General features: G+C 44.1%; 26 protein-coding genes. 7 read left to right on the forward strand and 19 right to left on the reverse strand.

Going from position 1 to position 24,935, the window contains the following annotated elements; all coding sequences use genetic code 11:
* Nucleotides 1-15: 15 nt before the first annotated feature.
* The 6 genes from pfkA to dnaE form a co-directional block, all read right to left on the reverse strand.
* Nucleotides 16-978, reverse strand: a complete 963-nt coding sequence (pfkA, locus tag A8F94_RS05770) for a 6-phosphofructokinase (RefSeq protein ID WP_066196864.1) — start codon at nt 976-978, stop codon at nt 16-18.
* Between the two features lie 239 nt (nt 979-1,217).
* Nucleotides 1,218-2,195, reverse strand: a complete 978-nt coding sequence (accA, locus tag A8F94_RS05775) for an acetyl-CoA carboxylase carboxyl transferase subunit alpha (protein WP_066196865.1) — start codon at nt 2,193-2,195, stop codon at nt 1,218-1,220.
* Nucleotides 2,189-3,058 carry an acetyl-CoA carboxylase, carboxyltransferase subunit beta gene (gene accD / locus A8F94_RS05780; RefSeq protein WP_066196867.1) on the reverse strand — a complete coding sequence of 290 codons (870 nt, stop codon included), beginning with the start codon at nt 3,056-3,058 and terminating at the stop codon, nt 2,189-2,191. Before accD ends, accA begins: the two co-directional genes overlap by 7 nt.
* Before the next feature lie 418 nt (nt 3,059-3,476).
* Nucleotides 3,477-4,037, reverse strand: a complete 561-nt coding sequence (locus A8F94_RS05785) for a FadR/GntR family transcriptional regulator (RefSeq protein WP_066197295.1) — start codon at nt 4,035-4,037, stop codon at nt 3,477-3,479.
* A 68-nt stretch (nt 4,038-4,105) separates the two neighbouring features.
* Nucleotides 4,106-5,344, reverse strand: a complete 1,239-nt coding sequence (locus A8F94_RS05790; protein WP_066196870.1) for an NAD(P)-dependent malic enzyme — start codon at nt 5,342-5,344, stop codon at nt 4,106-4,108.
* Between the two features lie 118 nt (nt 5,345-5,462).
* Complete coding sequence (gene dnaE / locus A8F94_RS05795; protein WP_066196872.1) at nt 5,463-8,816, reverse strand: DNA polymerase III subunit alpha; 3,354 nt, start codon at nt 8,814-8,816, stop codon at nt 5,463-5,465.
* Between the two features lie 424 nt (nt 8,817-9,240).
* Between dnaE and A8F94_RS05800 the strand changes: the two genes are divergently transcribed.
* Nucleotides 9,241-9,579, forward strand: coding sequence for a YtrH family sporulation protein (locus A8F94_RS05800; protein WP_441294177.1), 339 nt, complete (start codon nt 9,241-9,243; stop codon nt 9,577-9,579).
* Nucleotides 9,576-10,079 carry a sporulation membrane protein YtrI gene (ytrI, locus tag A8F94_RS05805; protein WP_066196875.1) on the forward strand — a complete coding sequence of 168 codons (504 nt, stop codon included), beginning with the start codon at nt 9,576-9,578 and terminating at the stop codon, nt 10,077-10,079. The genes A8F94_RS05800 and ytrI overlap by 4 nt, the downstream gene beginning before the upstream one ends.
* A 348-nt stretch (nt 10,080-10,427) precedes the next feature.
* On the opposite strand, the gene A8F94_RS05815 is transcribed toward ytrI, so the two are convergent.
* Nucleotides 10,428-11,369 (reverse strand): DHH family phosphoesterase, encoded by a 942-nt coding sequence (locus A8F94_RS05815; protein ID WP_066197299.1) that lies wholly within the window; start codon nt 11,367-11,369, stop codon nt 10,428-10,430.
* A 117-nt stretch (nt 11,370-11,486) separates the two neighbouring features.
* Between A8F94_RS05815 and A8F94_RS05820 the strand changes: the two genes are divergently transcribed.
* Entirely contained in the window at nt 11,487-11,789 is a 303-nt protein-coding gene (locus A8F94_RS05820) for a YtpI family protein (RefSeq protein ID WP_066196880.1), read from the forward strand.
* A gap of 55 nt (nt 11,790-11,844) precedes the next feature.
* Here A8F94_RS05820 and A8F94_RS05825 read toward each other — a convergent pair whose 3' ends face one another.
* The 3 genes from A8F94_RS05825 to A8F94_RS05835 form a co-directional block, all read right to left on the reverse strand.
* Nucleotides 11,845-13,164 carry a CBS domain-containing protein gene (locus tag A8F94_RS05825; RefSeq protein WP_066196882.1) on the reverse strand — a complete coding sequence of 440 codons (1,320 nt, stop codon included), beginning with the start codon at nt 13,162-13,164 and terminating at the stop codon, nt 11,845-11,847.
* 106 nt (nt 13,165-13,270) lie between these two features.
* Nucleotides 13,271-13,510, reverse strand: coding sequence for a hypothetical protein (locus A8F94_RS05830; RefSeq protein ID WP_066196885.1), 240 nt, complete (start codon nt 13,508-13,510; stop codon nt 13,271-13,273).
* A gap of 307 nt (nt 13,511-13,817) precedes the next feature.
* Nucleotides 13,818-14,498, reverse strand: a complete 681-nt coding sequence (locus tag A8F94_RS05835) for a metal-dependent hydrolase (RefSeq protein ID WP_066196886.1) — start codon at nt 14,496-14,498, stop codon at nt 13,818-13,820.
* Between the two features lie 169 nt (nt 14,499-14,667).
* Between A8F94_RS05835 and A8F94_RS05840 the strand changes: the two genes are divergently transcribed.
* Nucleotides 14,668-15,771 (forward strand): M24 family metallopeptidase, encoded by a 1,104-nt coding sequence (locus A8F94_RS05840; protein ID WP_066196888.1) that lies wholly within the window; start codon nt 14,668-14,670, stop codon nt 15,769-15,771.
* Between the two features lie 46 nt (nt 15,772-15,817).
* On the opposite strand, the gene ald is transcribed toward A8F94_RS05840, so the two are convergent.
* From ald to A8F94_RS25645, 3 genes are all read right to left on the reverse strand, one after another.
* Nucleotides 15,818-16,939 carry an alanine dehydrogenase gene (gene ald / locus A8F94_RS05845; RefSeq protein ID WP_066196890.1) on the reverse strand — a complete coding sequence of 374 codons (1,122 nt, stop codon included), beginning with the start codon at nt 16,937-16,939 and terminating at the stop codon, nt 15,818-15,820.
* A 205-nt stretch (nt 16,940-17,144) separates the two neighbouring features.
* Nucleotides 17,145-17,501, reverse strand: coding sequence for a hypothetical protein (locus A8F94_RS05850; RefSeq protein ID WP_077247567.1), 357 nt, complete (start codon nt 17,499-17,501; stop codon nt 17,145-17,147).
* A gap of 168 nt (nt 17,502-17,669) precedes the next feature.
* On the reverse strand, nt 17,670-17,831 hold the full coding sequence (locus tag A8F94_RS25645; protein WP_175384355.1) for a hypothetical protein: 162 nt from the start codon (nt 17,829-17,831) through the stop codon (nt 17,670-17,672).
* Between the two features lie 164 nt (nt 17,832-17,995).
* Between A8F94_RS25645 and A8F94_RS05855 the strand changes: the two genes are divergently transcribed.
* Nucleotides 17,996-18,448, forward strand: coding sequence for a universal stress protein (locus A8F94_RS05855; protein WP_066196892.1), 453 nt, complete (start codon nt 17,996-17,998; stop codon nt 18,446-18,448).
* Nucleotides 18,449-18,476: 28 nt separating this feature from the next.
* The gene (locus A8F94_RS05860; protein WP_066196894.1) at nt 18,477-18,797 is read left to right on the forward strand and encodes a hypothetical protein; all 321 of its coding nucleotides are present in this window, start codon (nt 18,477-18,479) and stop codon (nt 18,795-18,797) included.
* Nucleotides 18,798-18,847: 50 nt separating this feature from the next.
* Here the strand turns inward: A8F94_RS05860 and A8F94_RS05865 are convergent, their stop codons facing one another.
* The 5 genes from A8F94_RS05865 to tpx all read right to left on the reverse strand — a co-directional run bounded on the left by A8F94_RS05865 (nt 18,848) and on the right by tpx (nt 23,453).
* A complete protein-coding gene (locus A8F94_RS05865) occupies nt 18,848-19,363 on the reverse strand; it encodes a MogA/MoaB family molybdenum cofactor biosynthesis protein (RefSeq protein WP_066196896.1) in 516 nt (171 codons plus the stop codon).
* Nucleotides 19,360-20,199, reverse strand: coding sequence for an EcsC family protein (locus A8F94_RS05870; RefSeq protein WP_066196898.1), 840 nt, complete (start codon nt 20,197-20,199; stop codon nt 19,360-19,362). The genes A8F94_RS05865 and A8F94_RS05870 overlap by 4 nt, the downstream gene beginning before the upstream one ends.
* Nucleotides 20,200-20,335: 136 nt before the next feature.
* Nucleotides 20,336-21,529 carry an acetate kinase gene (locus A8F94_RS05875; RefSeq protein ID WP_066197303.1) on the reverse strand — a complete coding sequence of 398 codons (1,194 nt, stop codon included), beginning with the start codon at nt 21,527-21,529 and terminating at the stop codon, nt 20,336-20,338.
* A gap of 297 nt (nt 21,530-21,826) precedes the next feature.
* Nucleotides 21,827-22,810: a class I SAM-dependent methyltransferase gene (locus A8F94_RS05880; RefSeq protein WP_066196900.1), complete on the reverse strand. Its 984-nt coding sequence runs from the start codon at nt 22,808-22,810 to the stop codon at nt 21,827-21,829.
* A 142-nt stretch (nt 22,811-22,952) separates the two neighbouring features.
* Entirely contained in the window at nt 22,953-23,453 is a 501-nt protein-coding gene (tpx, locus tag A8F94_RS05885) for a thiol peroxidase (protein ID WP_066196902.1), read from the reverse strand.
* A gap of 166 nt (nt 23,454-23,619) precedes the next feature.
* On the opposite strand from tpx, the gene A8F94_RS05890 reads away from it, so the two are divergent.
* Complete coding sequence (locus A8F94_RS05890) at nt 23,620-24,384, forward strand: VOC family protein (RefSeq protein ID WP_066196904.1); 765 nt, start codon at nt 23,620-23,622, stop codon at nt 24,382-24,384.
* 49 nt (nt 24,385-24,433) lie between these two features.
* Here the strand turns inward: A8F94_RS05890 and ytfJ are convergent, their stop codons facing one another.
* On the reverse strand, nt 24,434-24,934 hold the full coding sequence (ytfJ, locus tag A8F94_RS05895) for a GerW family sporulation protein (protein ID WP_066196906.1): 501 nt from the start codon (nt 24,932-24,934) through the stop codon (nt 24,434-24,436).
* Nucleotide 24,935: the final 1 nt, after the last annotated feature.

The raw sequence follows: 24,935 nt of genomic DNA on the forward strand, positions 1-24,935 counted from the left end.
TCCTGTCAGAAAGCCTTAAATGGACAATTCCTGTGACAATTTATATAAACTTAAATCTAGCGTATGTTTCTTGTGTTCCAAAGTTTCAATGATGTCGTAATCAACCAGTTGGTTCTTTTCAATACCGACTGCCCTACCGCCTTTTTCCTCTATTAGAAGTTCTACCGCCCGTGCCCCAAGCCTGCTGGCAAGTACGCGGTCATATACTGTAGGTGATCCGCCTCGCTGGATATGGCCCAGGACGGAAACCCTAGTATCAAAATCAGTCATTTCCTCTAATTCGCGAGCCAGATCAACACCACTGGCAACCCCTTCGGCAATAACGATGATACTGTGTTTCTTTCCACGTTCACTGCCCCTGCGAAGCTTATCGACGATTTCCTTTACGTCATATGTTTCCTCTGGTATCAGGATGGTTTCCGCTCCTCCGGCAAGTCCTGACCATAGAGCGATATCTCCTGCATCCCTTCCCATAACCTCAATAATAAATGTGCGTTCATGGGAGCTTGCAGTATCCCTGATTTTGTCAATAGCAGCAATTACTGTATTTAGGGCTGTATCAAACCCTATTGTAAAGTCTGTTCCGGCAATGTCATTGTCGATTGTTCCTGGGATACCGACACAAGGAAAACCCTGTTCAGTAAGAGCTTTGGCCCCACGATATGAACCATCTCCCCCAATAACAACGAGGCCTTCTATGCCGAACTTCTTCATTTGTTCAATTCCCTGCTGCTGACCTTCCTTCGTTTTGAATTCCAATGCCCGTGCAGATTGGAGTATCGTACCTCCCCGCTGGATAATATCACCAACTGAACCTAATTCAAGCCTTTGGATGTTGCCATTCATCAAGCCGGCATATCCACCATAAACACCGTATACTTCAAGGTCATGGTAAATGCCTTTTCTCACAACAGCTCGGATGGCGGCATTCATGCCCGGGGAATCCCCACCACTTGTCAAGACACCAATTTTCTTCATCCAAATCACCTCTTATCAATAGCTCAACCGTATGTACAGTCTTACGCAAAAGCTATCTTGGTTATTATTTCTCAAAAATCCACTAATAACTCTAAAATACCATTAAGGAAGAGGTCTAACAACTTAATCCTACTTAATTAACAAAACACAGAATACTCCGCAAAGTGAAAGCGTTTTAAATCACCTTTATTGATAAAAAATCATAGAACAAAGAAATAGGCGTGCAGGGATGCACGCCATTAATTTACCCCGATAAAACTATTTAAAAACGAATACTCACCGATGGCCTTATATTTGCTATAACGCTGGTCAACTAATTCCAATCCTGAAAGCTTAGACAGTTCCTTCAAGGAACGGTATAACGACTTCTCAATTTCATGTGCCTGGCTTAGTAAATCACGATGGGCCCCACCTTTTACTTCGGGGATAATTCCATCAATAATGCCAAGTCCCTTTAAATCTGGAGCTGTTATTTTCATTGATTCTGCCGCGCGCCTTGCCTGTGAAGCATCCTTCCACAAAATCGATGCCGCTCCTTCAGGAGAGATAACAGAATAGGTGGAATTCTCAAGCATAAGAATATGGTTGCCGACTCCAAGTGCAAGGGCTCCCCCGCTCCCGCCTTCACCAATGACGATGCATACAACCGGAACCTCAAGGCTTGCCATTTCAAAAAGGTTCCTGGCAATTGCTTCGCTTTGGCCACGTTCTTCAGCTGCTTTCCCAGGATATGCACCCTTCGTATCAATGAAGCAAATAATCGGCCGGCGGAATTTTTCAGCCTGCTTCATTAACCTTAAGGCCTTCCTGTAACCCTCTGGATGAGGCATGCCAAAGTTTCGCCTTATATTTTCTTTTGTATCCTTGCCGCGCTGATGGCCAATAACCGTTACAGGTTTTCCTTTAAATTTGGCGATTCCCCCAACAATTGCTTCATCATCGCCAAAAGTACGATCACCATGGCACTCAAAAAAGTCGGTAAACAACTGGTCAATGTAGTCAAGTGTGGTAGGCCTTGCGGAATGCCTAGCTATTTGCACCCGGTCCCATGGCTTGATATTTGTATAAACATCGTTTTCAAGCTTCTCAAGCCGAGCAGACAATTTGTCTATTTCAGCAGTTAAATCGACATCAGTCTTTTTTGTGTACTCTTTTAACTCACTTATCTTTTTTCTAAGTTCTATAATAGGTTTCTCGAATTCAAGTTCTCCTACCATACGAGATCCTCCCTATCCTGATGCATATCCAGGATTGCACCGATTCTATCCTTCAAATCATGCCTTCCAATAACAGCATCAAGCTGTCCATGCTTCAAAAGGAACTCTGCTGTCTGGAAGTCTTCGGGAAGTTCCTCCCTGATTGTTTGCTCAATAATCCTCCTGCCGGCGAAACCAATTAACGCGCCAGGCTCGGCAATATTATAGTCTCCCAGAGAAGCAAAGCTTGCAGAAACCCCGCCTGTTGTAGGGTGGGTCATGATTGAAATAAACAGGCCCCCCTGGTCGCTAAATCTTTTTAAGGCTACGCTTGTCTTGGCCATTTGCATAAGGCTGAGGACGCCTTCCTGCATGCGTGCACCGCCGGACGCAGTAAAAATAACAAAAGGCACTTTCAGTTCTGCTGCCTTTTCCACTGCCCTGGTGATTTTCTCGCCAACTACAGACCCCATGCTGCCCATTCTAAAAGTAGAATCCATTACAGCTACAACAATATTCAGGCCGTTAACCAGCCCTGTTCCTGTTACAACCGCCTCATTCATGTTTGTTTTCTTTCTATCCTTTTCCAGTTTTTCAACGTAATCCGGAAAATTTAGCGGGTTCACAGAAATCATGCCTGCATCAAGTTCCTCAAAACTGCCCTCATCAAGAAAGCTTTGTATCCTTTCACGGGCATTCATTGGAAAGTGATGCCCACATTGAAAGCAAACCTTTAAATTCTTTGCAAGCTCACGAGTATAAACGATTTTTTTGCAGCCAGGGCATTTCGTCATAATGCCTTCCGGAACATCCTGCTTTGCCGCTTCGGAAGGTATGGCCGCATACTTTCTTTTCTTGGATTTTGTTAATAGTCCTTTTAGCAAGTTCGTACCTCCCTAATTCCAAATAAAGTGAACCTCGATTAGTGGGGGGCTTCATACCCCCTGATTGTTAGTCCGTTCTAGTGCCGTTAATACGCCGAGTATCCAGGAGACTAAGCGGGAAGAAGAACCCGATTGGTTCTACTATGCCGCTGAAGTACACAGCGGCAAATTCACTGTATCTCACCAATCCGCCACATACTGCTGTTACCCCCGCCTGCGATTCTTTGATTCCTCTAAAGCCATTAAGCGAGGGACTTACAGCCCATTAATGCGAAATGCATGTCCAAACCATAGGCATAATAGGCCGGGCCAAAGTGGCCAGACCACTTGATTTTTAAAAAAAGCCCGTCACACCTAGGCTAGTTTGACCTCTACTATAGTCGATATGATTCTAAAAAATTGCCAGTTTTTGTCGGCATTAAACAGACATCTTTCTCATTTTTCTGTATTGCCCAAGTACAGCTTCTTCATCCCCGGATTCAATTGCCTGTATAAGTTTAACATATTCTTCAGAGGCTGGATATCCATCAGTGAAATCCTGAGAATTGTAATAGTCTTTTAAGATGACCCATATCCGCAGAAATAAGTGGTTATCGGCAAGAAGCACAACTTCATAGAAAAATTCATCATCACTGACATTATGATGACTAGCCAGCGCGGCAAGCCGTCCAACCTGCTGATTGGCCCCTTTTTGAAGGATAATCCTTAAGCAATCCATTTCGAGAAAATATTTTGTTTCCTTAACATCCTTCTTCGCCTTGTCATCTTGAAGGACAAACGTACTTAACAGCTGGACTAACTGATTCCCTTTAAAATCGCGGATAAAGGTCCCTTCACCTCTTCTAGTTTCGATCAATCCAAGAAGCTCCAATGCGCGAAGTGCTTCTCGAACAGAAGAGCGCCCTACATTTAGGCGCTCCGTCAGTTCCCGTTCAGAAGGAATTTTATCACCAGTTTTCAATCCATCGGCAGCGATCATTGCTCTTAGCTGCCTAACAATTTCAATATATACTTTTGACTTTTGACCTGTATCTGTCACCAGTATTTTCACTGTCCTTTGCTAATCAACGAAAGCTGCTCTGTCCGTGCCTTTACTTCGTTAGGATCGACCTTGATTCGTGCAACCCCTGTTTCCATGGCAGCTTTCGCCACTGCCGCGGCAACCTCGGGTGCCACCCTTGGATCGAACGGGCCCGGAATCACATAATCTTCGTTAAGTTCATCCTCACTGATTAAACTTGCAATAGCATTTACTGCAGCAACTTTCATTGCTTCGTTAATATGAGTTGCCCTGGCATCAAGAGCACCCCGGAATATACCCGGAAAAGCAAGGACATTGTTCACCTGATTAGGGAAGTCAGAACGGCCAGTCCCGACAACTCTTGCTCCCGCAGCCTTAGCCTCTTCAGGCATAATTTCTGGCACAGGGTTGGCCATTGCAAAAATAATTGGTCCCTCATTCATCGACGCTACCATTTCTTTTGTTAAAGCACCTGCTACAGATACCCCGATGAATACGTCTGCGCCTTTTATGACATCTGGAAGAGCTCCTTGAATTCTGTCACGGTTAGTGAATTTTGCAACTTGATCTTTGATTTTATTCATGCCAGAAGGGCGTCCCTCATAGATGGCCCCTTTTGTATCACACATAATGATATCACGGACACCATAATGATAGAGAAGTTTAATAATGGCAATCCCTGCTGCCCCGGCTCCGTTGGCGACAACCTTGATTTCCGTCATTTTTTTGCCTGTCAGCTTCAATGCGTTCACAAGGCCAGCAGCAGTCACAATTGCAGTACCATGCTGGTCATCATGGAAAATTGGGATATTTGTTTCCTTTTTGAGCCGCTCCTCTATTTCAAAGCAGTTTGGGGCTGCAATGTCCTCAAGATTCACGCCGCCAAAAGTAGGTTCCAATAGCTTGACTGTTTCAATGATTTTTTCAACATCAGTCGTATTCAGGCAAATAGGAAATGCATCGACTCCGGCAAAGCTCTTGAAAAGTACTGCCTTTCCTTCCATAACAGGAAGGGCAGCTTCCGGGCCGATATTTCCAAGCCCAAGGACAGCTGTGCCGTCAGAAACAACAGCAACCATATTGCCCTTCATTGTATAATCATAAACTGTTTCAGGTTTGTCATAGATTTCTTTGCAAGGTTCTGCTACTCCTGGTGAGTATGCAAGGCTTAAATCCCTGGCATTTCTTACTTCTACTTTTGATTTTGATTCAAGTTTTCCCTTATGGAGACGGTGCATATGAAGGGCTTCTTCTCGCAATGTCAAGGACATTCACTCCTTTAGAAATGTCAGGAATTGTATTTGTTACCATTTAAAAGTGGTCAGACCACACTGCCTCTTAACCACTATACCATATCCTTTAACCATGTAAAGTGGATATTTGTTATTTTAAGACAACATTTTCCTCGCCCAAAAACCTCTTTAATTCCTGCAGGAGTGACTCTGTTGGCATGACTTGGTGTGCGCTTCCGAGCTTGATCGTTTTATTAGCGCCATCATAATGAAGGACTACTTCGGCCGTTCCTTTATTTGAAGACAAGAGTTCTTTAAGTTCGGTAAGCCGCCCTGTTTCCTGGTTAACTGCTGTCAGCCTAAGATATAAACGTTCCTTTTGATGGACCGCTACCCATTCCTCTATATCGAATGCGCTGCGAATCATGAATTGAAGCTTGCCATTCCGTTCCTCCGTTTTGCCTTCAACAACCGCCATCCGTCCCTGATTCAACAATTTTGAATATTTACGATACACATCCGGAAATGCAACAGCTTCAAGGTCACCCGTTGAATCGTTCATAGTCAAAAAGGACATTGGTTCACCTTTCTTTGTCCGGATTACCTTTGAGCTTGTTACATAAATACCGACAGAAGCAAAGCCAGTCCGGTTGGACAATTCAGCAATGAATTTAGCCCCGTTCTCTTTTAAGGCCTTCTCATGCATGGATAGAGGATGGCTTGATAAATAAAAGCCTAGCACTTCCTTTTCAAAAGCCAGCTTGTCTTCTAATCGAATCGGGTCGACTTCCATATATTTAGGCTCAGGCATAAAATCCTCTGACCCAAAAAGTCCGGCCTGTCCGTCTTCTTCAGGCCGCATGAGCTGGGCATGCTCTATAGCGATATCAATGCTGGCCAATAGAGATGCACGGTCAACCCCAAACTCATCAAAGCTGCCTGAATGAACCAACGCCTCTAGCGTTTTGCGTGAAGCCGACTTTTTGGGAAGCCGGATACAGAAATCAAACAGCCCTCTAAATGGTTTTGCCCTGCGCGCCTCGGCAATATCCTTTATCACCGTACCTCCCACACCTTTAATGCCACCAAGTGCATAGCGGATTTTTCCTGATTCAACATGGAATGAATACCTGCTCTTGTTTATAGACGGAGGGAGAATCTCAATTCCCAAGCCTTTCAGTTCCCTAATATACTGGGCAATTTTCACATCATTTCCAATCGCGGACGTGAGCAGGCCTGCCATAAAATGAGTCGGGAAATGTGCCTTCAAATATGCAAGTTGGCAGGAGATGATACTATAAGCTACCGCATGGCTTTTATTAAAGCCATAATTCGCGAACCGGACTATTAAATCATATACTTCATTGGCAGCTTCTGAATTGTAGCCTTTTTTTAAGGCTCCTGCTACAAAATGCTCCCTTTCCTTATCCAGAACATCCTTTTTCTTTTTGCTGACAGCCCTGCGGAGCAGGTCGGCTTCCCCAAGCGAAAAGCCGGCCATTGCCGACGCAATCTGCATGATTTGTTCCTGGTACACAATGACCCCGTAGGTTGGCTCAAGAATGGGTTCCAGCACTTTATGGGGATAAGTGGTTTTCTCACGGCCGTGCTTCCTGTCAATGAACAGAGGGATATTTTCCATCGGCCCCGGACGGTACAGCGCATTAACAGCGACAATATCTTCGAACCGGGTAGGCTTTAAGCGGACAAGGACCTTTCTCATTCCTTCAGATTCAAGCTGAAAAATTCCAGTTGTCTCTCCTTGCGCCAGCAATTCAAACGTTTTCCCATCATTAAGCGGGAGGGACTTAATATCAAGCTGTTTTCCTGTATCTTTTCTAATTGAAGCGGCAATTGTCTCCAATAGGGATAAATTCCGCAATCCAAGGAAGTCCATTTTTAACATGCCAATCTCTTCAAGGTGTTCCATTGAATATTGGGTTAAGTAAACTCCATTGTGTCCGTGCTGGATAGGGATAAGATCAACAAGCTGGCTGCCAGTAATCACAACACCGGCAGCATGTGTGGATGTATGCCTTGGAAGGCCCTCAAGTTTTTTTGCAGTGTCAAAAAGCTTTTGATACATCGGATTTTCATTCACGATTTCCCTTAACCTTGACGATTCCCGAAAAGCTTCCTCGAGCGTAATCCCATTTCTTGACGGTATCGCCTTGGATAACTGATCCAATTCCTTTGTATTCAGTCCGAACGCCCGGCCTACGTCGCGAAGAGCAGCTTTGGCCGCAAGCGTCCCAAAGGTTGCAATTTGCGCTACATGAAGCTCTCCATATTTATCGGCCACATAGGCAATCACTTCATCACGCCTGTGATCGGGGAAGTCAATATCAATATCTGGCATTGTAATTCGTTCCGGGTTTAGGAAACGCTCAAACAGAAGCCCATGCTCGAGCGGGTCAACATCGGTAATGTAAAGGGAATATGCCACTAATGAGCCTGCGGCCGAGCCCCGCCCAGGTCCGGTTAAAATGCCATTGTCACGCGCGTATTTCATAAAGTCCCAGACAATCAGGAAATAATCGCTGAAATTCATGTTTTTAATAACGGCCAATTCATAACGGAGCCTCTCCTGGTATTCTCCGCCAAAGGTTGAATGCCGCTCCTTTAATCCTTTTAAGCAAATCCTCTTCAGTTCCTGGTCCGGCGAGGTGCCTTCGGGAAGGGGATATTTCGGCATGTGGAATTTCCCGAATTCAAATTCAACAGAGCACTTTCCTGCAATTTCAATGGTGTTTTCCAGTGCTTCAGGAAAATCAGAAAACTGCTTTGCCATTTCCACTGGATCTTTTAGATAGTAGCCTTCCCCCTGCAAAGTAGCTCGATCATCATCCTGCAGCTTCGCGCCATCCCTGATAGCAAGCAGACATTCGTGAGCGAGGCTGTCCTCTTTTTCAAGATAATAAACAGAATTGGTTGCCACTGTCGGTATAGAAAGTTCGGCAGCGAGCTGGACTAGCCTGTTGTTCAGGCCAAGCTCCTGATCAAGCCCATGGTCCTGAAGGGAAAGATAAAACTCCCCTTTAAAAATCTCGGCAAACAAGCGGGCAAGCGAAGCTGCATCCTCATCCTTTCCGTCAAGAATAAGCGATTCTATTTCTCCGTTTAAACCTGGTGTTAGCCCTACGAGACCCGAAGCGTAAGATTTCAGCCAGTTCATTGGCAGCCCATCAGCGGATTTAGTTTGAACCGCGCTGGATATTTTAAGAAGATTACTAAAACCATGTTTATTCTTCGCGAGAAGCACGAGCGGGTAAGCTTCCCCCTCACTCCTTCCGCTTAAAACATCAACAGTAAGCCCGAGGATTGGTTTCAGGCCATTTTTTTTACATTCTTTATAAAACTCGATCGCCCCATACAGGACATTCCGGTCAGTAAGGGCGAGTGCAAGATAGCCTTTTTTCTTCGCATTTGCCACGAGACCCGATATGGAAGCGGTACTGCTGAGAAGGCTATATGCGCTATATGTTTGAAGATGAATAAACGACATAGAATTCACGCCCTAATTTTTTTCTTACTTTTATTATAGATGTTAAGGCTAAAAAAGAAAATATGTTCCCCTTTTGTATGGAATCCTCAATCAGATGGTTTTAATTGTAACCAATATATAAGAGGACCCTATAAGTTATCCTTTTAATTTTCGCTGCACGAACGGAAGCTTCCTAGAATAATCATTGCAGGGACACAAAGGAAAGCTCCCTTGAATTTTCACAGAAGAGCCAGGCGCCTTTGCCTGTCGAGAGCGTTCTTTGCCTTTCATGAGGCGCTTCAATTAAATTAAGATTCTTTAGTTCCTCTTATATAGTTTGCTTCATAATATGGAGGCCCTGTCCATATGATGAAGTAAGAAGCATATATGATTGTTCCAAAAAGATATCCGTATTGTGTAAAAGCATACGTAAAGGATGGATACCATGAATCAGCCTGGATTTTTTCACTCATTTATTGAAAGCTACTTTATTGCACTCGGGGTTCTGCTCGGAGGTTCCATCATCGGTGGAATTGCTTCCTTCCTGACTGGACATCCTGCCCTCACTGAGATTACCAGACTCTCTTCCATGTTGAGAATTTGGGCAATCGTTGCGGCAATTGGGGGAACCTTTGATGCGGTTTACCAGTTTGAGAGGGGGATATTTGAGGGGCAGACCCGTGACGTTTTTAAGCAAATCATGGTCATTCTCTCTGCACTCGGAGGGGCGCAAACTGGAGCGCTCCTGATTGAATGGTTTACCCAGGAGCATATGTCCCGATGAGAGTCCCTCCGTTATATAATGACAGATCCTGGCAGAGGTTCTTTGCCGGGATGGCGATTGGGGCTGTTATCAGCTGGGCTATCTTCATCTATATAAACGGGGTATTCCAGGAACAGCAATCGATCCTTGTTCAAGAGCAGCAGGACAAAATTAAAAAGCTTGAGGATGATATTATCATTTGGCAGGAAGATTACAAGAATTTAAACGAGCAAAACATTGAAAAACTTCTGATTCAGGCGATCCAGGTTAAAATAACCAATCATCAAAAATATGACCTCGACCTTCTCAGTGTCCATGAAACAGAAGACGCTGTCATGGAGGACTTAAAAACCTTGAAAGCAAAAGATCTAGAAGTTGCTTTTAAAAACAGGGAATTAATAAAACGGGTAATTGAAAATAGAAAATTTACGATTAACGATAAAAAATACCGGCTCGAAGTAAAAGAAATGATTATCTATACTACAATCGTTATTCAGCTCCATATTAATCTAGATCGGTAACGTTACAACCATCTGGCTTGTCTATACGAATAAAGACGGCTCCCATTTGCGGAGCCGTCTTAAAGTTTGGGTTTTTATTAGAGATTGTTGTTTTATGTAGTAGTTGATTACCGCTCCGGGATGCTCGCTTTCCGCGGGGCGGGCGGTGAGCCTCCTCGTTGCTAAAGCAACTGCGGGGTCTCACCTGTCCCACTTGTCCCGCAGGACGTTGAATAATCTTCCCTGAAAAAGCACCGCAGGAGAAAATGCGTCTTATGCATTTTCGAACGAGCTCGCACCTTCCGCTCCAATCAACCCTCAGTACCATACATTTCTCTCTTTTTCAGAAAAGACTTTCGAAAACAGCCTTTATAAAGCTTTTTTACAAGCGTCCTGGAGCTCTTTAAGGACAGTGTCCTTTTCATCCCAGGAATAAATCGAAGCACCCGCAGCAAGAGGATGGCCTCCTCCATTAAATTTCCTTGCTACACCATTGATAACCGGGCCTCTGGAGCGGAGTCTGACTCTTATCTGTTCCTCTTCTTCTATAAAGAAGACCCATGCCTTGATTCCTTCGACATTGCCGAGTGCACTGACTAGCAAAGAGGCCTCTGAAGGGACCGCATCAAATTCTTTAAGAAGCTCTTTTGTTAAGTCTACCGAAGCTACACCATTCCCGTGCATGTGAAAATGCTGGAGTACATATCCGTTCAGCTTTACGATATTGGGGCTGAGCTCATACAATTTGTCGTATAGTTCGTTTCTTGAAAAATTATATCGGATTAATTCTCCTGCATAGGCAAATGTTTTGTTCGTTGTACTAGGATAAAGAAATCTCCCTGTATCTCCGACGATTCCCGCGTAAAGCAGCCGGGCTGCTTCGTCATTCATTTTCAGCCCCCGGGTTTTGCCTTCTAGATAAAGCTCATATATCATCTCACTCGTCGAACTTGCATTTGTATCAACCCACATGACATCCCCGTACTGGTCTTCATTAGGATGGTGATCAATTTTAATCAGCATTTCGCCAAGGTTAAATCTGCCATCGCAAACCCGTTCGGTATTTGCAGTATCACAGACGATGACCAGTGCCCCTTTGTAGGTGCTATCTGGAATTTCATCCGGTTCAAATAAAAAGGAAAGTGTTCTTTCCCCTTTTCCAGCAAGATAAATTGACTTGTCCGGATACGATTCTTTCAGGATTTCAGCCAATCCGCCCTGGGACCCGTATGCATCCGGATCAGGCCGGACGTGTCTGTGGATGATAATCGTCTCGTATTTTTCAATCGCATCAAAAATTTTCGTCTTCATAACAAACTCCTTTTCCATCGGGTGCTGCCCTCTTCGCGGCGAAAAGAGCAAGGTAGCATTCGCCGGGATTTCCGGGTAAAATGGGTATTAGCTAAACTACATATGGAGGTTCTTACAATGCCGGTCCTCGTATTCATTATTATTTTCTCTCTTGCATTATATGTTTATTTCAAGGTTAAATATGTACGCAGCCGCCGCCCTGCTGAAAGGCTATGGCTTACTTCAAAATCGGGAATCGCGCTCGGGACGTTTGTTATGGCATTTGGCATAAATCAGCTTTTCTTATTCCAAACAACCGTTACATACATTGTCGCAGCGATTTTTATATTTTTGGGAGCCATTAATATTTGGTCAGGAATTAAGTCTTATAAATTCTATCTTCCACATGCAATCAAGGAGGCAGAGGGAGAAAATAGTTAACCTGAAAAATGCGCCAGCCGGCGCATTTTTCATGTCTTCCCTTCCGTTATAAATCTTAATGCCTGTCCATTAACTGGCACATCATCATCGCTTTCCCAACCAGAACCCCTTCATTAAAAACCTCAATGTCAACCTTGCCAAACTTCCGCCCTACCTCAAGCACCTTAGGAAAAATATCGAGGTTGCTGTCGAGCTGCACTGGCTTTAAATAATAAATTGTCATGTTTTCGACAACAAGGTCACCTTTTTTATAGCCTCTCAGCACTCTGCTGGCGGCTTCAGTAACAATAGTGGTAAATACACCGTACGAAATTGTTCCAAGATGATTGGTCATTTGCGGGCTTACCGAAATCCGGTAATAGTCCTCACCTTTGGTTTTTCCAGTTGAAAGGACCATCTGGCTTGTGACGATATCATCAAGTGTTTCTCCGACCTGCGGCTGGCGCTGAATCATTTGCAATGCTTTCAGGACATCCTGGCGGCTGATGATTCCCTGGAGCCGATTTGAATCGTCAACAACGGGAAGAAGCTCGATTCCTTCCCATACCATCATATGGGATGCTGACGCGACACTCGTCTTGCCGCTGACAGTCACCGGGTTCTTGGTCATCACTTTTTCAATAAGCGTATCAGGATTATGGCCCATCACGTCCTTTGCCGTAACCATTCCCTGGATTTTCATACTATGGTCGACAACAGGATAGCGCCCATGTTTCGTTTCTCTGTTATACGTATGCCATTGGCTTGCTTTGTCGGTGGTCCGCAAATAAACGGTGTCCGACAATGGCGTCAGAATATCTTCGACCAGGGTAATTTCCTTTTTAATCAACTGGTCATAGATTGCCCTGTTAATCATCGTTGCAACAGTAAACGTATCGTAGCTTGTCGAGATAACCGGCATTTGAAGCTTGTCCGCAAGGCGTTTGACATGCTCCTCAGTGTCGAATCCGCCTGTCACCAAAACCGCGGCTCCGGCCTTCAAGGCATGCTCATGTGCCTGTATCCGGTTTCCGACAATTAAAAGGTTCCCGGCACCCGTATAGCGCATCATCGCTTCAAGCTTCATTGCGCCAATAACGAATTTATTCAATGTTTTATGAAGGCCTGCACGCCCTCCCAACACTTGTCCTTCGACAATATTGACGATTTCCGCGTACGTCAATTTCTCAATATTTTCTTTCTTTTTCCGCTCGATCCGGATTGTTCCTACCCGTTCAATCGTACTGACATATCCTTTGTTTTCAGCATCCTTTATCGCCCTGTATGCGGTCCCTTCACTTACATTCATCGCCTTGGCGATTTGGCGCACTGATATCTTTTCTCCAATGGGAAGCCCATCTATATATTGTAGAATTTGTTCGTGCTTAGTTGCCAAGACCTTCACCCTCTGCTTTTGTTTCCGCTATCCATGCGGATTTGCCTATTATTTATTATAAGGTTAATAATTTCCCGATTCAATGAAGGATAGCTGAAAAACAATGCTACAGGCCTCGGCCTCGAGCCTGAACAGGCTTTTTTCTTCTTGTTTGCTGGGTAGTTTTCCCTTTTGCTTCTTTTACCAGACCCGCCATATTTCCGCCAATTACAAGAAGTGCCGCCATTGCCCACGCAATGGTAAAGGCTCCAGCTTCACTGCTAAACTCCAAAGACAATCTCGGAACTGCATAATAAACCATCAGTATGGCCAAAAGCAAACAGATTAGCAAACGATTTCTCCTCATTCTATTCCCTCCGCTTCCCTATTCTAGTTTCATTAGTATGCAATAGCGAAGGAAATAAGACGGGTTATCCATTGATTGCTAAAAGGTTATCCATCTATCATTGGCATTTTGAATGTCTCAAGTGCCCAAAACATTATCAATCTTGCCTATTGGTTACATTTCGCATGTTTCAAGAACCCGAAACGCCTCCAATACTGCCTATTGGTTACATTTTGCATCCTTCCAGACCCCAAAACGTTGCCAATGCACCTCAGGCTTATTTTTCGAATGCGTTTGGAATATTACGGGAGGCATTAAAGGTATGGATTTATAACTCCAGTGAATCTCCCGGATTCATGACCCGGCCGTTTTTCTTTTTTAACAAATTAGCGAAGGCATGCGGATCCTGTTTAATTGGCGGGAAGGTATTATAGTGTATTGGCACAACCTGGCTGGCATTTAATAACTCAGCAGCATACGCCGCATCATCCGGACCCATTGTGAAATTATCTCCAATCGGCAAAAAGGCCAAATCAATTGGATGGCGTTCGCCAATCAGCTTCATATCGGAAAATAATCCAGTATCCCCAGCGTGATAAATGGTCTTCCCTTCGGCCATCAATAAAATTCCCGCTGGCATTCCGCAATAAACGAGTTGTTTATCCTCGGTTTCATAACTGGAACCATGAAAAGCCTGGGTAAGCTTAACCCGCCCGAACTCAAATTCGTACGAACCCCCAATATGCATGCCATGAGTCCTTACTCCTTGCCAGTCAAGGTAGGTTGACAGTTCGTGATTCGCAATAACAAGAGCATCATTCCGTTTTGCCAGGCTGACTGTATCGCCGACATGATCGTTATGCCCATGTGACAGGATGATATAATCGGGCTTCTCCTCCTCAGCCTTCAAATCTGTCAGGCTATTGTACGTGATGAACGGGTCAATCAGGATTGTTTTTCCACCCGTTTCAATTTTTACTACTGAATGGCCATGATACGAAACTTTCATGTTCTAATCCCCTTTCACCTTGTTTACTTATACTTTTCCATTCATTTTGTCTAAATCCTGCTTCCGACTATCTAATACCCATTATTTAAAATACCTAATACCAATTAGAGACGCAAAGTATTTGGTATAATAGGTTTGAATAGAGAGAAATAGTTTGGAGGATTTTATTATGAATCAACGTTTGACAAAGGTTTCCAATTGGATGAAAGAACAGGAAATCGAGGTTTGCATTTTAACTTCACCAGATAATGTTTTTTATTTGTCTGGATTTTTTACGGATCCACATGAGCGATTATTGGCATTGGCTGTATTTCAGGATGCAGAACCTTTTCTCGTCTGCCCCGCAATGGAAAAGAACGATGCCAGGAATGCCGGATGGCAAAATGAAATCATCGGCTTCACCGATACGGATCATCCATGGGTCATGATAAAAAAATCGATTGCTGCCCGTGGAATCTCTTCAGTCCGGAAAGTCGCAATTGAAAAAGAGCATATGAACGTAGAAAGATTTGAAGAAATTCAGCGGCTCTTCCCGGAAGCAGGCGCCCTTGTATCGGCCGAAGAGAAAATGAGGACACTTAGGCTTGTAAAGGACGAACGGGAATTGAAGGCACTTCGTGAGGCTTGCTCACTGGCCGACTTTGCGATTCAAGTTGGGACACATGAAATACGTGAAGGAAAAACCGAACTTGAGGTTCTGGCTGCAATTGAATTTGAAATGAAGAAAAAGGGCGTCAGTGAAATGTCATTCAGCACAATGGTGCTAACAGGCAAAAACGCAGCTTCCCCACACGGCAATCCAGGCCATACAAAAATTCAAAAAGGTGACCTTGTTCTTTTTGACCTGGGAGTTGTTGTCGACCGATATTGTTCCGATATTACGAGGACAGTTGCATATGGCGATATAAATGATAAACAAAAAGAAATCTACGATACAGTGTTGAAGGCAGAGTTGGCAGCGATTGAAGCATCCCGTCCTGGGGTAAAATGTTCAGAAGTTGATGTGGCTGCCCGGAATGTAATCGCTGATGCAGGCTACGGTGAATTCTTCCCACACCGGCTTGGTCATGGCCTTGGAATCAGCGTACATGAATATCCTTCCCTGACCTCAACCAACCCGCTATCGCTGGAAGAAGGGATGGTTTTCACCATTGAACCAGGCATTTATGTTCCTGAATTAGCAGGTGTACGGATTGAAGATGATGTTCTCGTGACAGCATCCGGTCTGGAAATTCTAACAAAGTTTCCGAAGGAATTGCAGATTATTAAGTAAAAGAGAGCAGGATGCCTTTATGAATGGCATCCTGCTATTTTTTCGATTAGCTTTGTTCCAGCAACCTTCTGCTGCCCTTAAATTCCAGGCCATGCGCCTGGGCTACAGCTTCATACGTGACAAAGCCATTTAATGTATTAATTCCCTTTAAAACCGCCTCGTTTTCCAGGCACGCCTGTCTGTAGCCTTTATTGGCAATTTGCAGTGCGTACGGTACAGTCACATTTGTCAGTGCAATTGTTGATGTTCTTGGGACAGCGCCCGGCATGTTTGCAACAGCATAATGAACGACATCATGTTTGATGTATGTTGGATTGTCGTGAGTTGTAATTCTGTCGGTTGTTTCGAAAATGCCGCCCTGGTCTATGGCAATATCGACTACCACACTTCCTGGCCTCATCGATTTGATCATTTCCTCCGTAACGAGTTTGGGCGCCTTTGCTCCCGGAATCAGGACAGCGCCGATTACTAGGTCGGACTCTTTCACGGCTTCCGCAATATTATAGGGATTTGACATGAGGGTGGTTATTTCCGAACCAAAAATATCATCCAACTGGCGGAGGCGATCAGGATTCACATCAATAATCGTAACCTTAGCACCTAGTCCGATCGCCATTTTGGCTGCATTGGTGCCAGCAACTCCGCCGCCAATTATCGATACTGTTCCGCGTTGTACTCCAGGTACTCCGGATAGAAGAATTCCTCTTCCCCCATGGAATTTCTCAAGGAACTGGGCTCCAATTTGAGCCGCCATCCTGCCTGCTACTTCGCTCATCGGTGTCAGAAGGGGCAATGCCCCATTTGAAAGCTGGACTGTTTCATACGCAATCCCGACTACTTTATTGTCAATCAAGGCTTTTGTCAGCTCTGGCTCAGGTGCAAGGTGTAAATATGTAAATAGAATCAAGCCTTCATAAAAATACTTGTATTCCTCAGGAAGCGGTTCTTTTACCTTCATAACCATTTCTTTTTCCCAGGCATCTGCCGCTGTCGGAACGATTTGCGCCCCCGCGGACAGGTAGTCCTGATCGGTAAAGCCGGATCCGTGGCCCGCACCCGATTCTATGTATACCTCATGGCCGAACTTCAGCAGGTTAACAACTCCTGCCGGTGTCATCGCAACCCGGTTTTCATTGTTTTTTATTTCAGCTGGCACACCGATTTTCATCCCTTTGCCTCCTAAACCATTTTATTGGAATTTGTAAGCACTTACATTCTATCAAAAGAATAGCATGCTGAGGAAACTTTTTGGAATTTACTAGATTAAGATTAAGTTTCACTACTTTTACTATTCCGAATAAAAACCACTGAATTATTTTAATTAAGAACAAACGGAGCGCCAGTCTTAACCGGACACTCCGCAAAATCCAACATTACCAGTAGTAAGGGTATCCGTATCCATAACCAGGGAATCCATAGTATGGATAGCCGTATCCATAGTATGGATAGCCAAATCCATAACCATATCCGAATGCCGGTGCAAGCAGAGCGCCAGCAGCCAATCCACCAAGCAACCCGCCAAAGAATGGACCTCCAAAGCCCCAGCCCCATGGACGACCAAAACCAAAGCCCCATGGTCTGCCAAAACCGAAGCCAAATGGTCGACCGAAGCCAAAGCCAAACGGGCGGCCAAAGCCAAATGGTCTTATTCTCGTATCATTCATATCTGGCTGGCCTTGTACATCAAATACTTGGGGCTGGGCAGGCATTAATTGATATTCATTATTCAAGGTAACTCCTCCTCATTTTTTTCTGGGTACACTAAAGAATATGCACATGCCATGTGGAGGTATTGGGTATATGCCCTTTCTAACAAAAAAGACCGGGCTATCCTGATTTATTTGAAAGGTGAACCAGACTGAAAAAAGGCCGCCAAGGCAGCCTTTTTTCATGTTTCTTTATTCACCTTTTGATTGCAAATTCTTCTGAGTCCTTGCCTTTGCTTCCTGCTCCCCCATAAAGCCGCTATTATAGGAGTCCATAATCTGGGTACTAACCTCTTCCAACCCATTGTCTTCATAAGTAAACCGGTTGCGTTCATTCTGCCTGTTATCTTTCACCGAATGCTTCCTCCTTTGAGATTTATTACACTTCGGTGCATTACCCCTTTATTTTTCGATATTTCGTTACACCTATACACAGTTTTTTTATGTATAATTTTGTTATACAAGCAATTCATCGCTCCCGGTATATGGTCTTAACTAAATTTATGGGAGGAAGGCCAATGACAAACCACTATGAAAAAATTCTAGTGGCTGTTGATGGATCCAAAGAGGCGAAATTGGCATTCAGGAAGGCTGTTGGTATTGCGAACAGAAACAAGGCAGAGCTGCTCATCGTCCATGTAATCGATACAAGGACGTTCGCGATTGTAGAGGCATACGATCAGGGACTGGTGGACCGCACTTCCCAAACTGCGAAAGAACTGCTTGAAGAATACAAACAGGAGGCATTATCAAGCGGCCTTTATAACGTTGACGTTCTCATTGAATATGGCTCACCTAAATTAAGAATTCCAAAGGATATTGCCAGAAATAATGAGGTTGACCTGATTGTGTGTGGCGCAACAGGTATGAATTCTGTGGAGCGGTTTCTCATCGGAAGTGTTTCGGAGCATATTACGCTTCACGCACCATGCGACGTTCTAGTTGTCAGAACAGAAAAAGGCTTTGCATAACAGATTCTGGATGATAGGAGGAATTAGAATGGAACATTATTTTGCATATGACCGCCGACTGGGTATTCCTGTACCGCGGGTTGGGAGAGATTTTGAACAATTTGACCGTGATATTCAGGAAAAAATTCTTTTTTCCTGGGAGCAAATACGTGGTGCCATCCCTGACAGAATCAAGGAGCTCGAGCATCAAATCAATGAAAAACAGGCGGCTCTTTCAAACGAAAGCAGTTTCACCAAATCCTGTGAGTTAAATAGTGAAATCGCCGAACTTGCTTCTATTATTAATGATTTATGGCTTTGGTATAGATCAGCTGCTGTACTGGAAGAAACAAATAAGAGCCATACTTAATAATTTTAAATCCAATCGAGCAGAAAGCTCCAATTCCGGGAGCTTTCTGCCTATTTCAAATCCTTTTTGAGTTCCCGGACGACATGTCCAATCTCGGGTAAGATCAATTTTTCCATAGCAAGCTTGACTGCGCCGCTGGAGCCCGGGGTAGAAAAGACAGCCTTGTTGTTGACGACACCTGCAGCCGCACGTGAAAGTAATGCGGCAGAACCAATATCCTCCTGATAGCTCAACATCCTGAACAATTCTCCAAAACCCGGCATCTCTTTATCAAATAGCTTCGTAACTGTTTCAATCGTAACATCCCGCAACGCTATCCCAGTCCCGCCATTTGTTAGGACAACATCTATTTCCGGGTTCGAACAGCCGCTTAAAACCTCTGTCTTTATTGCTTCCTGTTCATCTTTTACAATGACATGATCGACTATTGTATGCCCCTCTGCTTCAAGCATGCTAATCATCAGTTTCCCGCTTTTATCGGAATCTTTATCTCTTGTATCACTAACGGTAATAATTTTACACGCAACCGCAGTGGGTGCCTCTCTCTTATGGTCTTTTACACTCACAGGATATCCTCCTTTTTCATCAAATACCGAAGCCGGTAATAGTTGTGGGAAAAATCGGTTACTCTCCGGGTCAACTGATAATTCGAAGCCGCCCCAACCGCCACACTGACGAGGGGGAGACCCTGAATCAGTTTTTTCCTAAATGCCGCAATGACCATCGCCTTGAGAAGCTGCCTGATTGGTTGTTCAAGCCAGGACACGTCCGTAAGCCTGTCATTTCCCTGGTAAAAATAACGCTCTTCCTCCCCTTTCAAGTCCTGGAGCAATGAATTCCAGCTTTCAGACTGAAGGCGCGGCGGTAGTGTCGCGGTATGAAATACTTTCAAAGCTGTCATCATTTCAAAAGGTGTATTCCCTTCCACCCCATAGGTCATTGACAAAAGCTGGACTGCACGGAGATTAATCACGGCCATTGCGGGAATATCCATACCAAGCAGCAAGGTTCCGCCAGTTCCGGCCATGGCCCCTTGCGCAAATGAATACAGCCTGTGTTTCGCGATTTGCTGTTGGGCAATATAATTTAACTGGTCAATATCCAGCTTCTGCAGGTCCTCAATAGTGTGTATCTGTTTATTGAATACCCTTGCAGAAGCCATGATCCTGTCTTTTGCATCCAATTGAAATTGCGAGCCCTGGATCATCGCATTTAGATGGAACATCCACGTATCGACTAACGAAAAAAATTTGTTCTGAACTTCTTCTGGAAGCATTGAAAAACCAGCCTCCAAATACTTTTCATAGGTTAGCTGAATGTCGTTTGGCTCATATTCCCGCATGCGCTTTTCCCAGTCTCTAATCTCGGCAAGGACACTCATTTCCCGATCTGACAGTGCCATGACCTGCCCCCCTTATACTGACTTTTCATAAAGTATAGCATAAATGGCAGAAAATAGAGAAAACCCAAAGTTCGTCCAATGTAACGAAAAAAGCTGCGCCAGTCAACTGGCACAGCTTTTTAATACAAACTTTTATTTATTGAATATTACCAAGGCGCATAACGTCACGGGCAATCATGACTTCTTCGTCTGTAGGGATGACAATTACTTTTACTGGGGAATGAGGGTAGTTGATAAATGCTTCTTCCCCTCTTACTTCATTTAGTGATGGATCAAAATATACACCCATGAATTCAAGGCCGCGAAGAACCCTTGCACGGATGGACGCACTATTCTCGCCGATACCAGCCGTAAAGATAATTGCATCAACACCATACATACGTGCAGAATAAGAACCGATGTACTTATGAATCCGGCTCGCAAACACTTCAAGTGCAAGCTTAGCACGTTCATTACCATTTTCAGCTTCGAGCTCGATATCCCTTAGGTCGCTGGAGAATCCGGAAACAGCCAGCATACCACTCTTCTTATTTAGAACGTCAAGAACTTCCTCAGCAGTCTTTCCTGTTTTTTCCATAATATATGGAATAAGGGCAGGGTCAATATTACCGGAACGAGTTCCCATTGTTACTCCCGCAAGCGGTGTGAAGCCCATGGAAGTGTCAATTGATTTTCCGCCTTCAATAGCAGCGATGCTTGCACCGTTGCCAAGGTGGCAGGAAAGCAGCCTTAGTTGTTCAATTGGGCGTCCAAGCAATTCCGCAGCACGCTGGGAAACGTATTTATGGGAAGTCCCATGGAAGCCATACTTCCTGATGCCGTATTTTTCGTAATATTCATATGGCAGGCTATATAAATATGAACTTTCAGGCATTGTCTGGTGGAATGCTGTATCAAAAACAGCCACAGCAGGCACGTTAGGAAGGACTTGCTGGAATGCACGGATTCCTGTAAGGTTGGCAGGGTTATGCAATGGTGCCAGTTCGGAAAGCTGTTCAATTTTGCTCAATACTTCATCAGTAATTAGGACTGAATCGGTAAAAGATTCGCCCCCATGAACAACACGGTGGCCGATTCCGGTAATCTCATCCAATGATTCAATAATTCCTGTTGATGTAAGCTTGTCCAAAAGAATTTTGACAGCTACTTCATGATCAGGAACATCTGTGACTTCCTTAATCTTTTCTTCGCCTACACTGATAGTGAAAATGGCATCATTTAGGCCGATCCGTTCAAACAGGCCTTTCGTAATTACCTTTTCGCTTGGCATTTCAAACAGTTGAAACTTCAGTGAAGAACTGCCCGCATTAATTGCAATAATTTTTGACATATTTAATAACGCTCCTTTTTTATTCCCTTCCAAATCAGCACAGGACTCCTGCTTTAAGGGGCATTCTGTCTGTCCAGATTCGAAATATTGTTCCATAGCACGACAATAGTATATGTACCCATTAACCATTGTACCCACTCTCAAAACCGATTTTCAAGAAGCTCGTCTGATGAAAACGGTTCCGAACAAAAATAAATATATTCTGACTCTTTGTTCGTCTTTTTTTGTCATTTATTAGTCACAAGTTTGGGAAAACAAGTAAAAAAACAGCATCCCCTCTTGGAAGATGCTGCAAGTTTATTTATTTTCGGCTATCCATTGATTGATTTTGCTTAAGATCGCTTCTGTCCCTGTCTGGTTTGTAAGCGCTGGAAGCTCTGCAAGCAGCACTTGCTTCGGCGGTTTTGTCCCAGGCCCTGACTTTTGTAAAATAAGGATGCTTTTGGCTGATTGCTTCGATTTAAACATGGAGAGCGGGAGCTGAAGCAGACCCTGAATATGTGCGGTTTGTTTTAAGTAGTCATTCAACTTGGGCGCTTCAGGGCTCTCAAATAATCCATTAGGGATAACAAAAAACAAATACCCTCCTGGCTTCGTTTGTCTCATGCTTTGTTCAATGAACAGGTGATGGGCATACGAATGTCCTTCCGAAGCTGAGAGTTCATATTCGGATGCCCGGTCATCATCGGGATAATAGCCAACAGGAAGGTCACTGATGACAACATCCACCGGGTCGCTGAATATTTGCTGCAGACTGTCCTGATTAAATAGCTGGACCTCATGCTGCTGGAGATTAGCATTTACATAGGCAAGCTTGATAAGGACGTCGTCAATTTCAAGACCGACGGCATCCACCTGTTTATGTATTTGCTGATTGATTACAGTCGTTAATAAGTTCCCTGTCCCAATCGCTGGATCCAAAATCCTGAAAGATGGATTCTTGACAAATTTCTGGACAAGAAAACCCATGAGCATTCCGACTGAATCTGGCGTCATTTGGTGATTGGGCTGGACGTTCTCTTTCATTCCTTTCAGGATGGCAAGCTGAAACGCCTTCCTCCGCTCTTCCTTTGAGTAAGATTCCAGCCGAATCGTCTGATAGCTTTTTTTGAGCCTCTTTTCATTTAATTCGCTAACCTCATCTTGGAGGACAGATCCGTGGAACAAATTTTCTCCTGTTTCGGCAAGTGCCTCCAAATAGGTACAGGCAAGCTCCTCTTGGAGGATGGTTGTGGTTTCATTAAAAACGGCAAACAATTGTTCAACCGGAGATATTTTCATATGATGGCCTCCGTTACTCATTTTTTCCCATTTTACAAGCTTTTCTCTGTATTCACAAATAAGAAAAGCGCTGAAGCAAGGCAAATGAAAAGCCCCGTGTTATCGGGGCCCAGTATATATGGGAATTTTTGTGGTTCTTTGATTATTGAGCGTTTTTAGCTGCTGCCAAAGCTGCATCATAATCCGGATGAGTTGTTCCTTCGCTTACATATTCAGCGTAGGTTACAGTATCTGAAGAGTCAATAACAAACACTGCACGGGCAAGCAGCCTTAATTCCTTCATGACAACCCCATAAGCTTCGCCGAAAGACAAATCGCGGTGGTCGGAAAGAGTCTGGACGTTTTCAACGCCTGCTGCTCCGCACCAGCGTTTTTGAGCAAATGGAAGGTCCACACTTATTGTCAGAACCTTAACATTGCCCAGGCTGCCGGCCTCTTCATTAAAGCGGCGTGTTTGTGCATCGCATACCCCTGTATCAAGTGAAGGCACAACAGAAATCAGCCTGACTTGTCCTTTTGTATCCTCAAGTGTTACCTCTGTTAAATCATTGGCAAGAACAGTAAATGAAGGAGCTTTGTCTCCTGCTTTTACTTCACTTCCAACCAGCGTTACTGGATTTCCCTTAAACGTTACAGATGCCATTCCCATTTCCTCCTTTGTTCAACTATGTACAGAGTAACTATAACTTTTCACCTTTCAATTTGCAAAAAAATGAACTTCGGTTTTACCGTAAATTGTTCTATTATGCCCAAATCAGTATAGTACTGTATAGTTTTACTCAAGAACACTAACAGGTGGTGGATTACAAGTGAAGTTTAAATGGGACCATACGATACACCATGTCAACAGCCTTGAAAAAAGCATTGAACGTTTTGCTGAAAACGGGCTGAAAGCGTTCATGGGAGGCTCACATACAAACTGGGGAACGTACAATGCGCTCAGTTATTTCGGCCTTTGCTACATTGAATTTCTGTCAGTTGAAAACAGGGAAATCGCCCAAGGGGTAAAGGAGCCGATCCTTTTTGTCCATGATTGTCTAAATCTTCTTCCAGGTGAAGAGGTTTTCGGAAGGATTGCATTAAGGACCGATGATATGGAAGAGGCGGCTTTTCGGTTCAGGAACGAAGGGCTGGACGTATCGGAAATTATGGATGGAAAAAGAGTGAACGCAGCAGGTCAATTAATAGAGTGGCAGCTGCTGATGATTAAAGGAAATTTCAATGGCCTTCCCTACCCTTTTCTCATCAAATGGAAGCAGCCTGACGAGGAGAGACATAGAAATTTGACAGTTTCAGGATTTATCCATTCACATCCGAGCGGTTCTGTCGATGTCTCCCGAGCCATTTTTAAAGTTGGCGACCCTTATGAGGTTTCCTGCCATTGGAGCAAGCTTTTCGGATTCCCTGTTCAGCATCTGGACACTAACACATCAATTCTAACCGTTGGCAGCCAGTCCTTCCTTTTTAAAAAAGGAACGGCCAATCATCTCACTGAGCTTCAATTCAGAACAGATAATCCAGAATATAAGGGCAAAACATTTACATTAGGAAAAGCAAATTATTCTTTTTCATAAAAAAAGAGGATGCCCCAAATATATAGATTTTGGGGCAGCACCTATCCTGTTAAAAATCCAACTCTTCGTCCTCGGATTTACTCTTTTTATTTCCGCTATCTTTATTCTTATCCTTATCCTTTTCCTTACTCTTTTCCTTGTCCTGGCCCTCTTTTTCATCTGAGCCTGATTGGCTTTTCTTTGAGAGCATTTGCTGTATCTTATCAACAGCCTGCGGAGCTGTCTCAAGAATTCGTTCAAAAAGGTGGGTACTTTCGTCGAGATGGAGCATCTTGACTCCTTGTGAATTTACGATTAAAAAAGCGATAGGTGTAATCGACACTCCGCCGCCGCTTCCCCCGCCGAAAGGATGTTTGCCGCCGGATTCCTGGCCAGCCTCGCCAAACTCTGTTCCGCCTGCGGCAAATCCGAAGCCTACTTTTGAAACAGTGAGGATGACACTGCCATCCGGCGTTTCAACCGGATCGCCAATGATTGTATTCACATCAATCATTTCTTTCAGGCTTTCCATTGCGGTTGTCATCAACCCCTGAATTGGATGATCGGACATT

This window comes from Bacillus sp. FJAT-27225, from assembly GCF_001685025.1.
Classification (GTDB): Bacteria; Bacillota; Bacilli; order Bacillales; family Cytobacillaceae; genus Bacillus_D.

What these genes read in the sequence shown, in the direction of transcription:
- ytrI (WP_066196875.1), top strand. Translation starts at nt 9,576, where the DNA reads ATGAGAGTCCCTCCGTTATATAATGACAGATCCTGGCAGAGGTTCTTT.
- A8F94_RS05880 (WP_066196900.1), bottom strand. Translation starts at nt 22,810, where the DNA reads ATGAAAATATCTCCGGTTGAACAATTGTTTGCCGTTTTTAATGAAACC.
- ald (WP_066196890.1), bottom strand. Translation starts at nt 16,939, where the DNA reads ATGAAAATCGGTGTGCCAGCTGAAATAAAAAACAATGAAAACCGGGTT.
- A8F94_RS05800 (WP_441294177.1), top strand. Translation starts at nt 9,241, where the DNA reads ATGAATCAGCCTGGATTTTTTCACTCATTTATTGAAAGCTACTTTATT.
- A8F94_RS05830 (WP_066196885.1), bottom strand. Translation starts at nt 13,510, where the DNA reads ATGAGGAGAAATCGTTTGCTAATCTGTTTGCTTTTGGCCATACTGATG.
- A8F94_RS05820 (WP_066196880.1), top strand. Translation starts at nt 11,487, where the DNA reads ATGCCGGTCCTCGTATTCATTATTATTTTCTCTCTTGCATTATATGTT.
- accA (WP_066196865.1), bottom strand. Translation starts at nt 2,195, where the DNA reads ATGGTAGGAGAACTTGAATTCGAGAAACCTATTATAGAACTTAGAAAA.
- tpx (WP_066196902.1), bottom strand. Translation starts at nt 23,453, where the DNA reads ATGGCATCTGTAACGTTTAAGGGAAATCCAGTAACGCTGGTTGGAAGT.
- A8F94_RS05785 (WP_066197295.1), bottom strand. Translation starts at nt 4,037, where the DNA reads ATGATCGCTGCCGATGGATTGAAAACTGGTGATAAAATTCCTTCTGAA.
- A8F94_RS05870 (WP_066196898.1), bottom strand. Translation starts at nt 20,199, where the DNA reads ATGGCACTGTCAGATCGGGAAATGAGTGTCCTTGCCGAGATTAGAGAC.
- pfkA (WP_066196864.1), bottom strand. Translation starts at nt 978, where the DNA reads ATGAAGAAAATTGGTGTCTTGACAAGTGGTGGGGATTCCCCGGGCATG.
- A8F94_RS05815 (WP_066197299.1), bottom strand. Translation starts at nt 11,369, where the DNA reads ATGAAGACGAAAATTTTTGATGCGATTGAAAAATACGAGACGATTATC.
- A8F94_RS05860 (WP_066196894.1), top strand. Translation starts at nt 18,477, where the DNA reads ATGGAACATTATTTTGCATATGACCGCCGACTGGGTATTCCTGTACCG.
- A8F94_RS05875 (WP_066197303.1), bottom strand. Translation starts at nt 21,529, where the DNA reads ATGTCAAAAATTATTGCAATTAATGCGGGCAGTTCTTCACTGAAGTTT.
- ytfJ (WP_066196906.1), bottom strand. Translation starts at nt 24,934, where the DNA reads ATGTCCGATCATCCAATTCAGGGGTTGATGACAACCGCAATGGAAAGC.
- A8F94_RS05835 (WP_066196886.1), bottom strand. Translation starts at nt 14,498, where the DNA reads ATGAAAGTTTCGTATCATGGCCATTCAGTAGTAAAAATTGAAACGGGT.
- A8F94_RS05840 (WP_066196888.1), top strand. Translation starts at nt 14,668, where the DNA reads ATGAATCAACGTTTGACAAAGGTTTCCAATTGGATGAAAGAACAGGAA.
- A8F94_RS05855 (WP_066196892.1), top strand. Translation starts at nt 17,996, where the DNA reads ATGACAAACCACTATGAAAAAATTCTAGTGGCTGTTGATGGATCCAAA.
- dnaE (WP_066196872.1), bottom strand. Translation starts at nt 8,816, where the DNA reads ATGTCGTTTATTCATCTTCAAACATATAGCGCATATAGCCTTCTCAGC.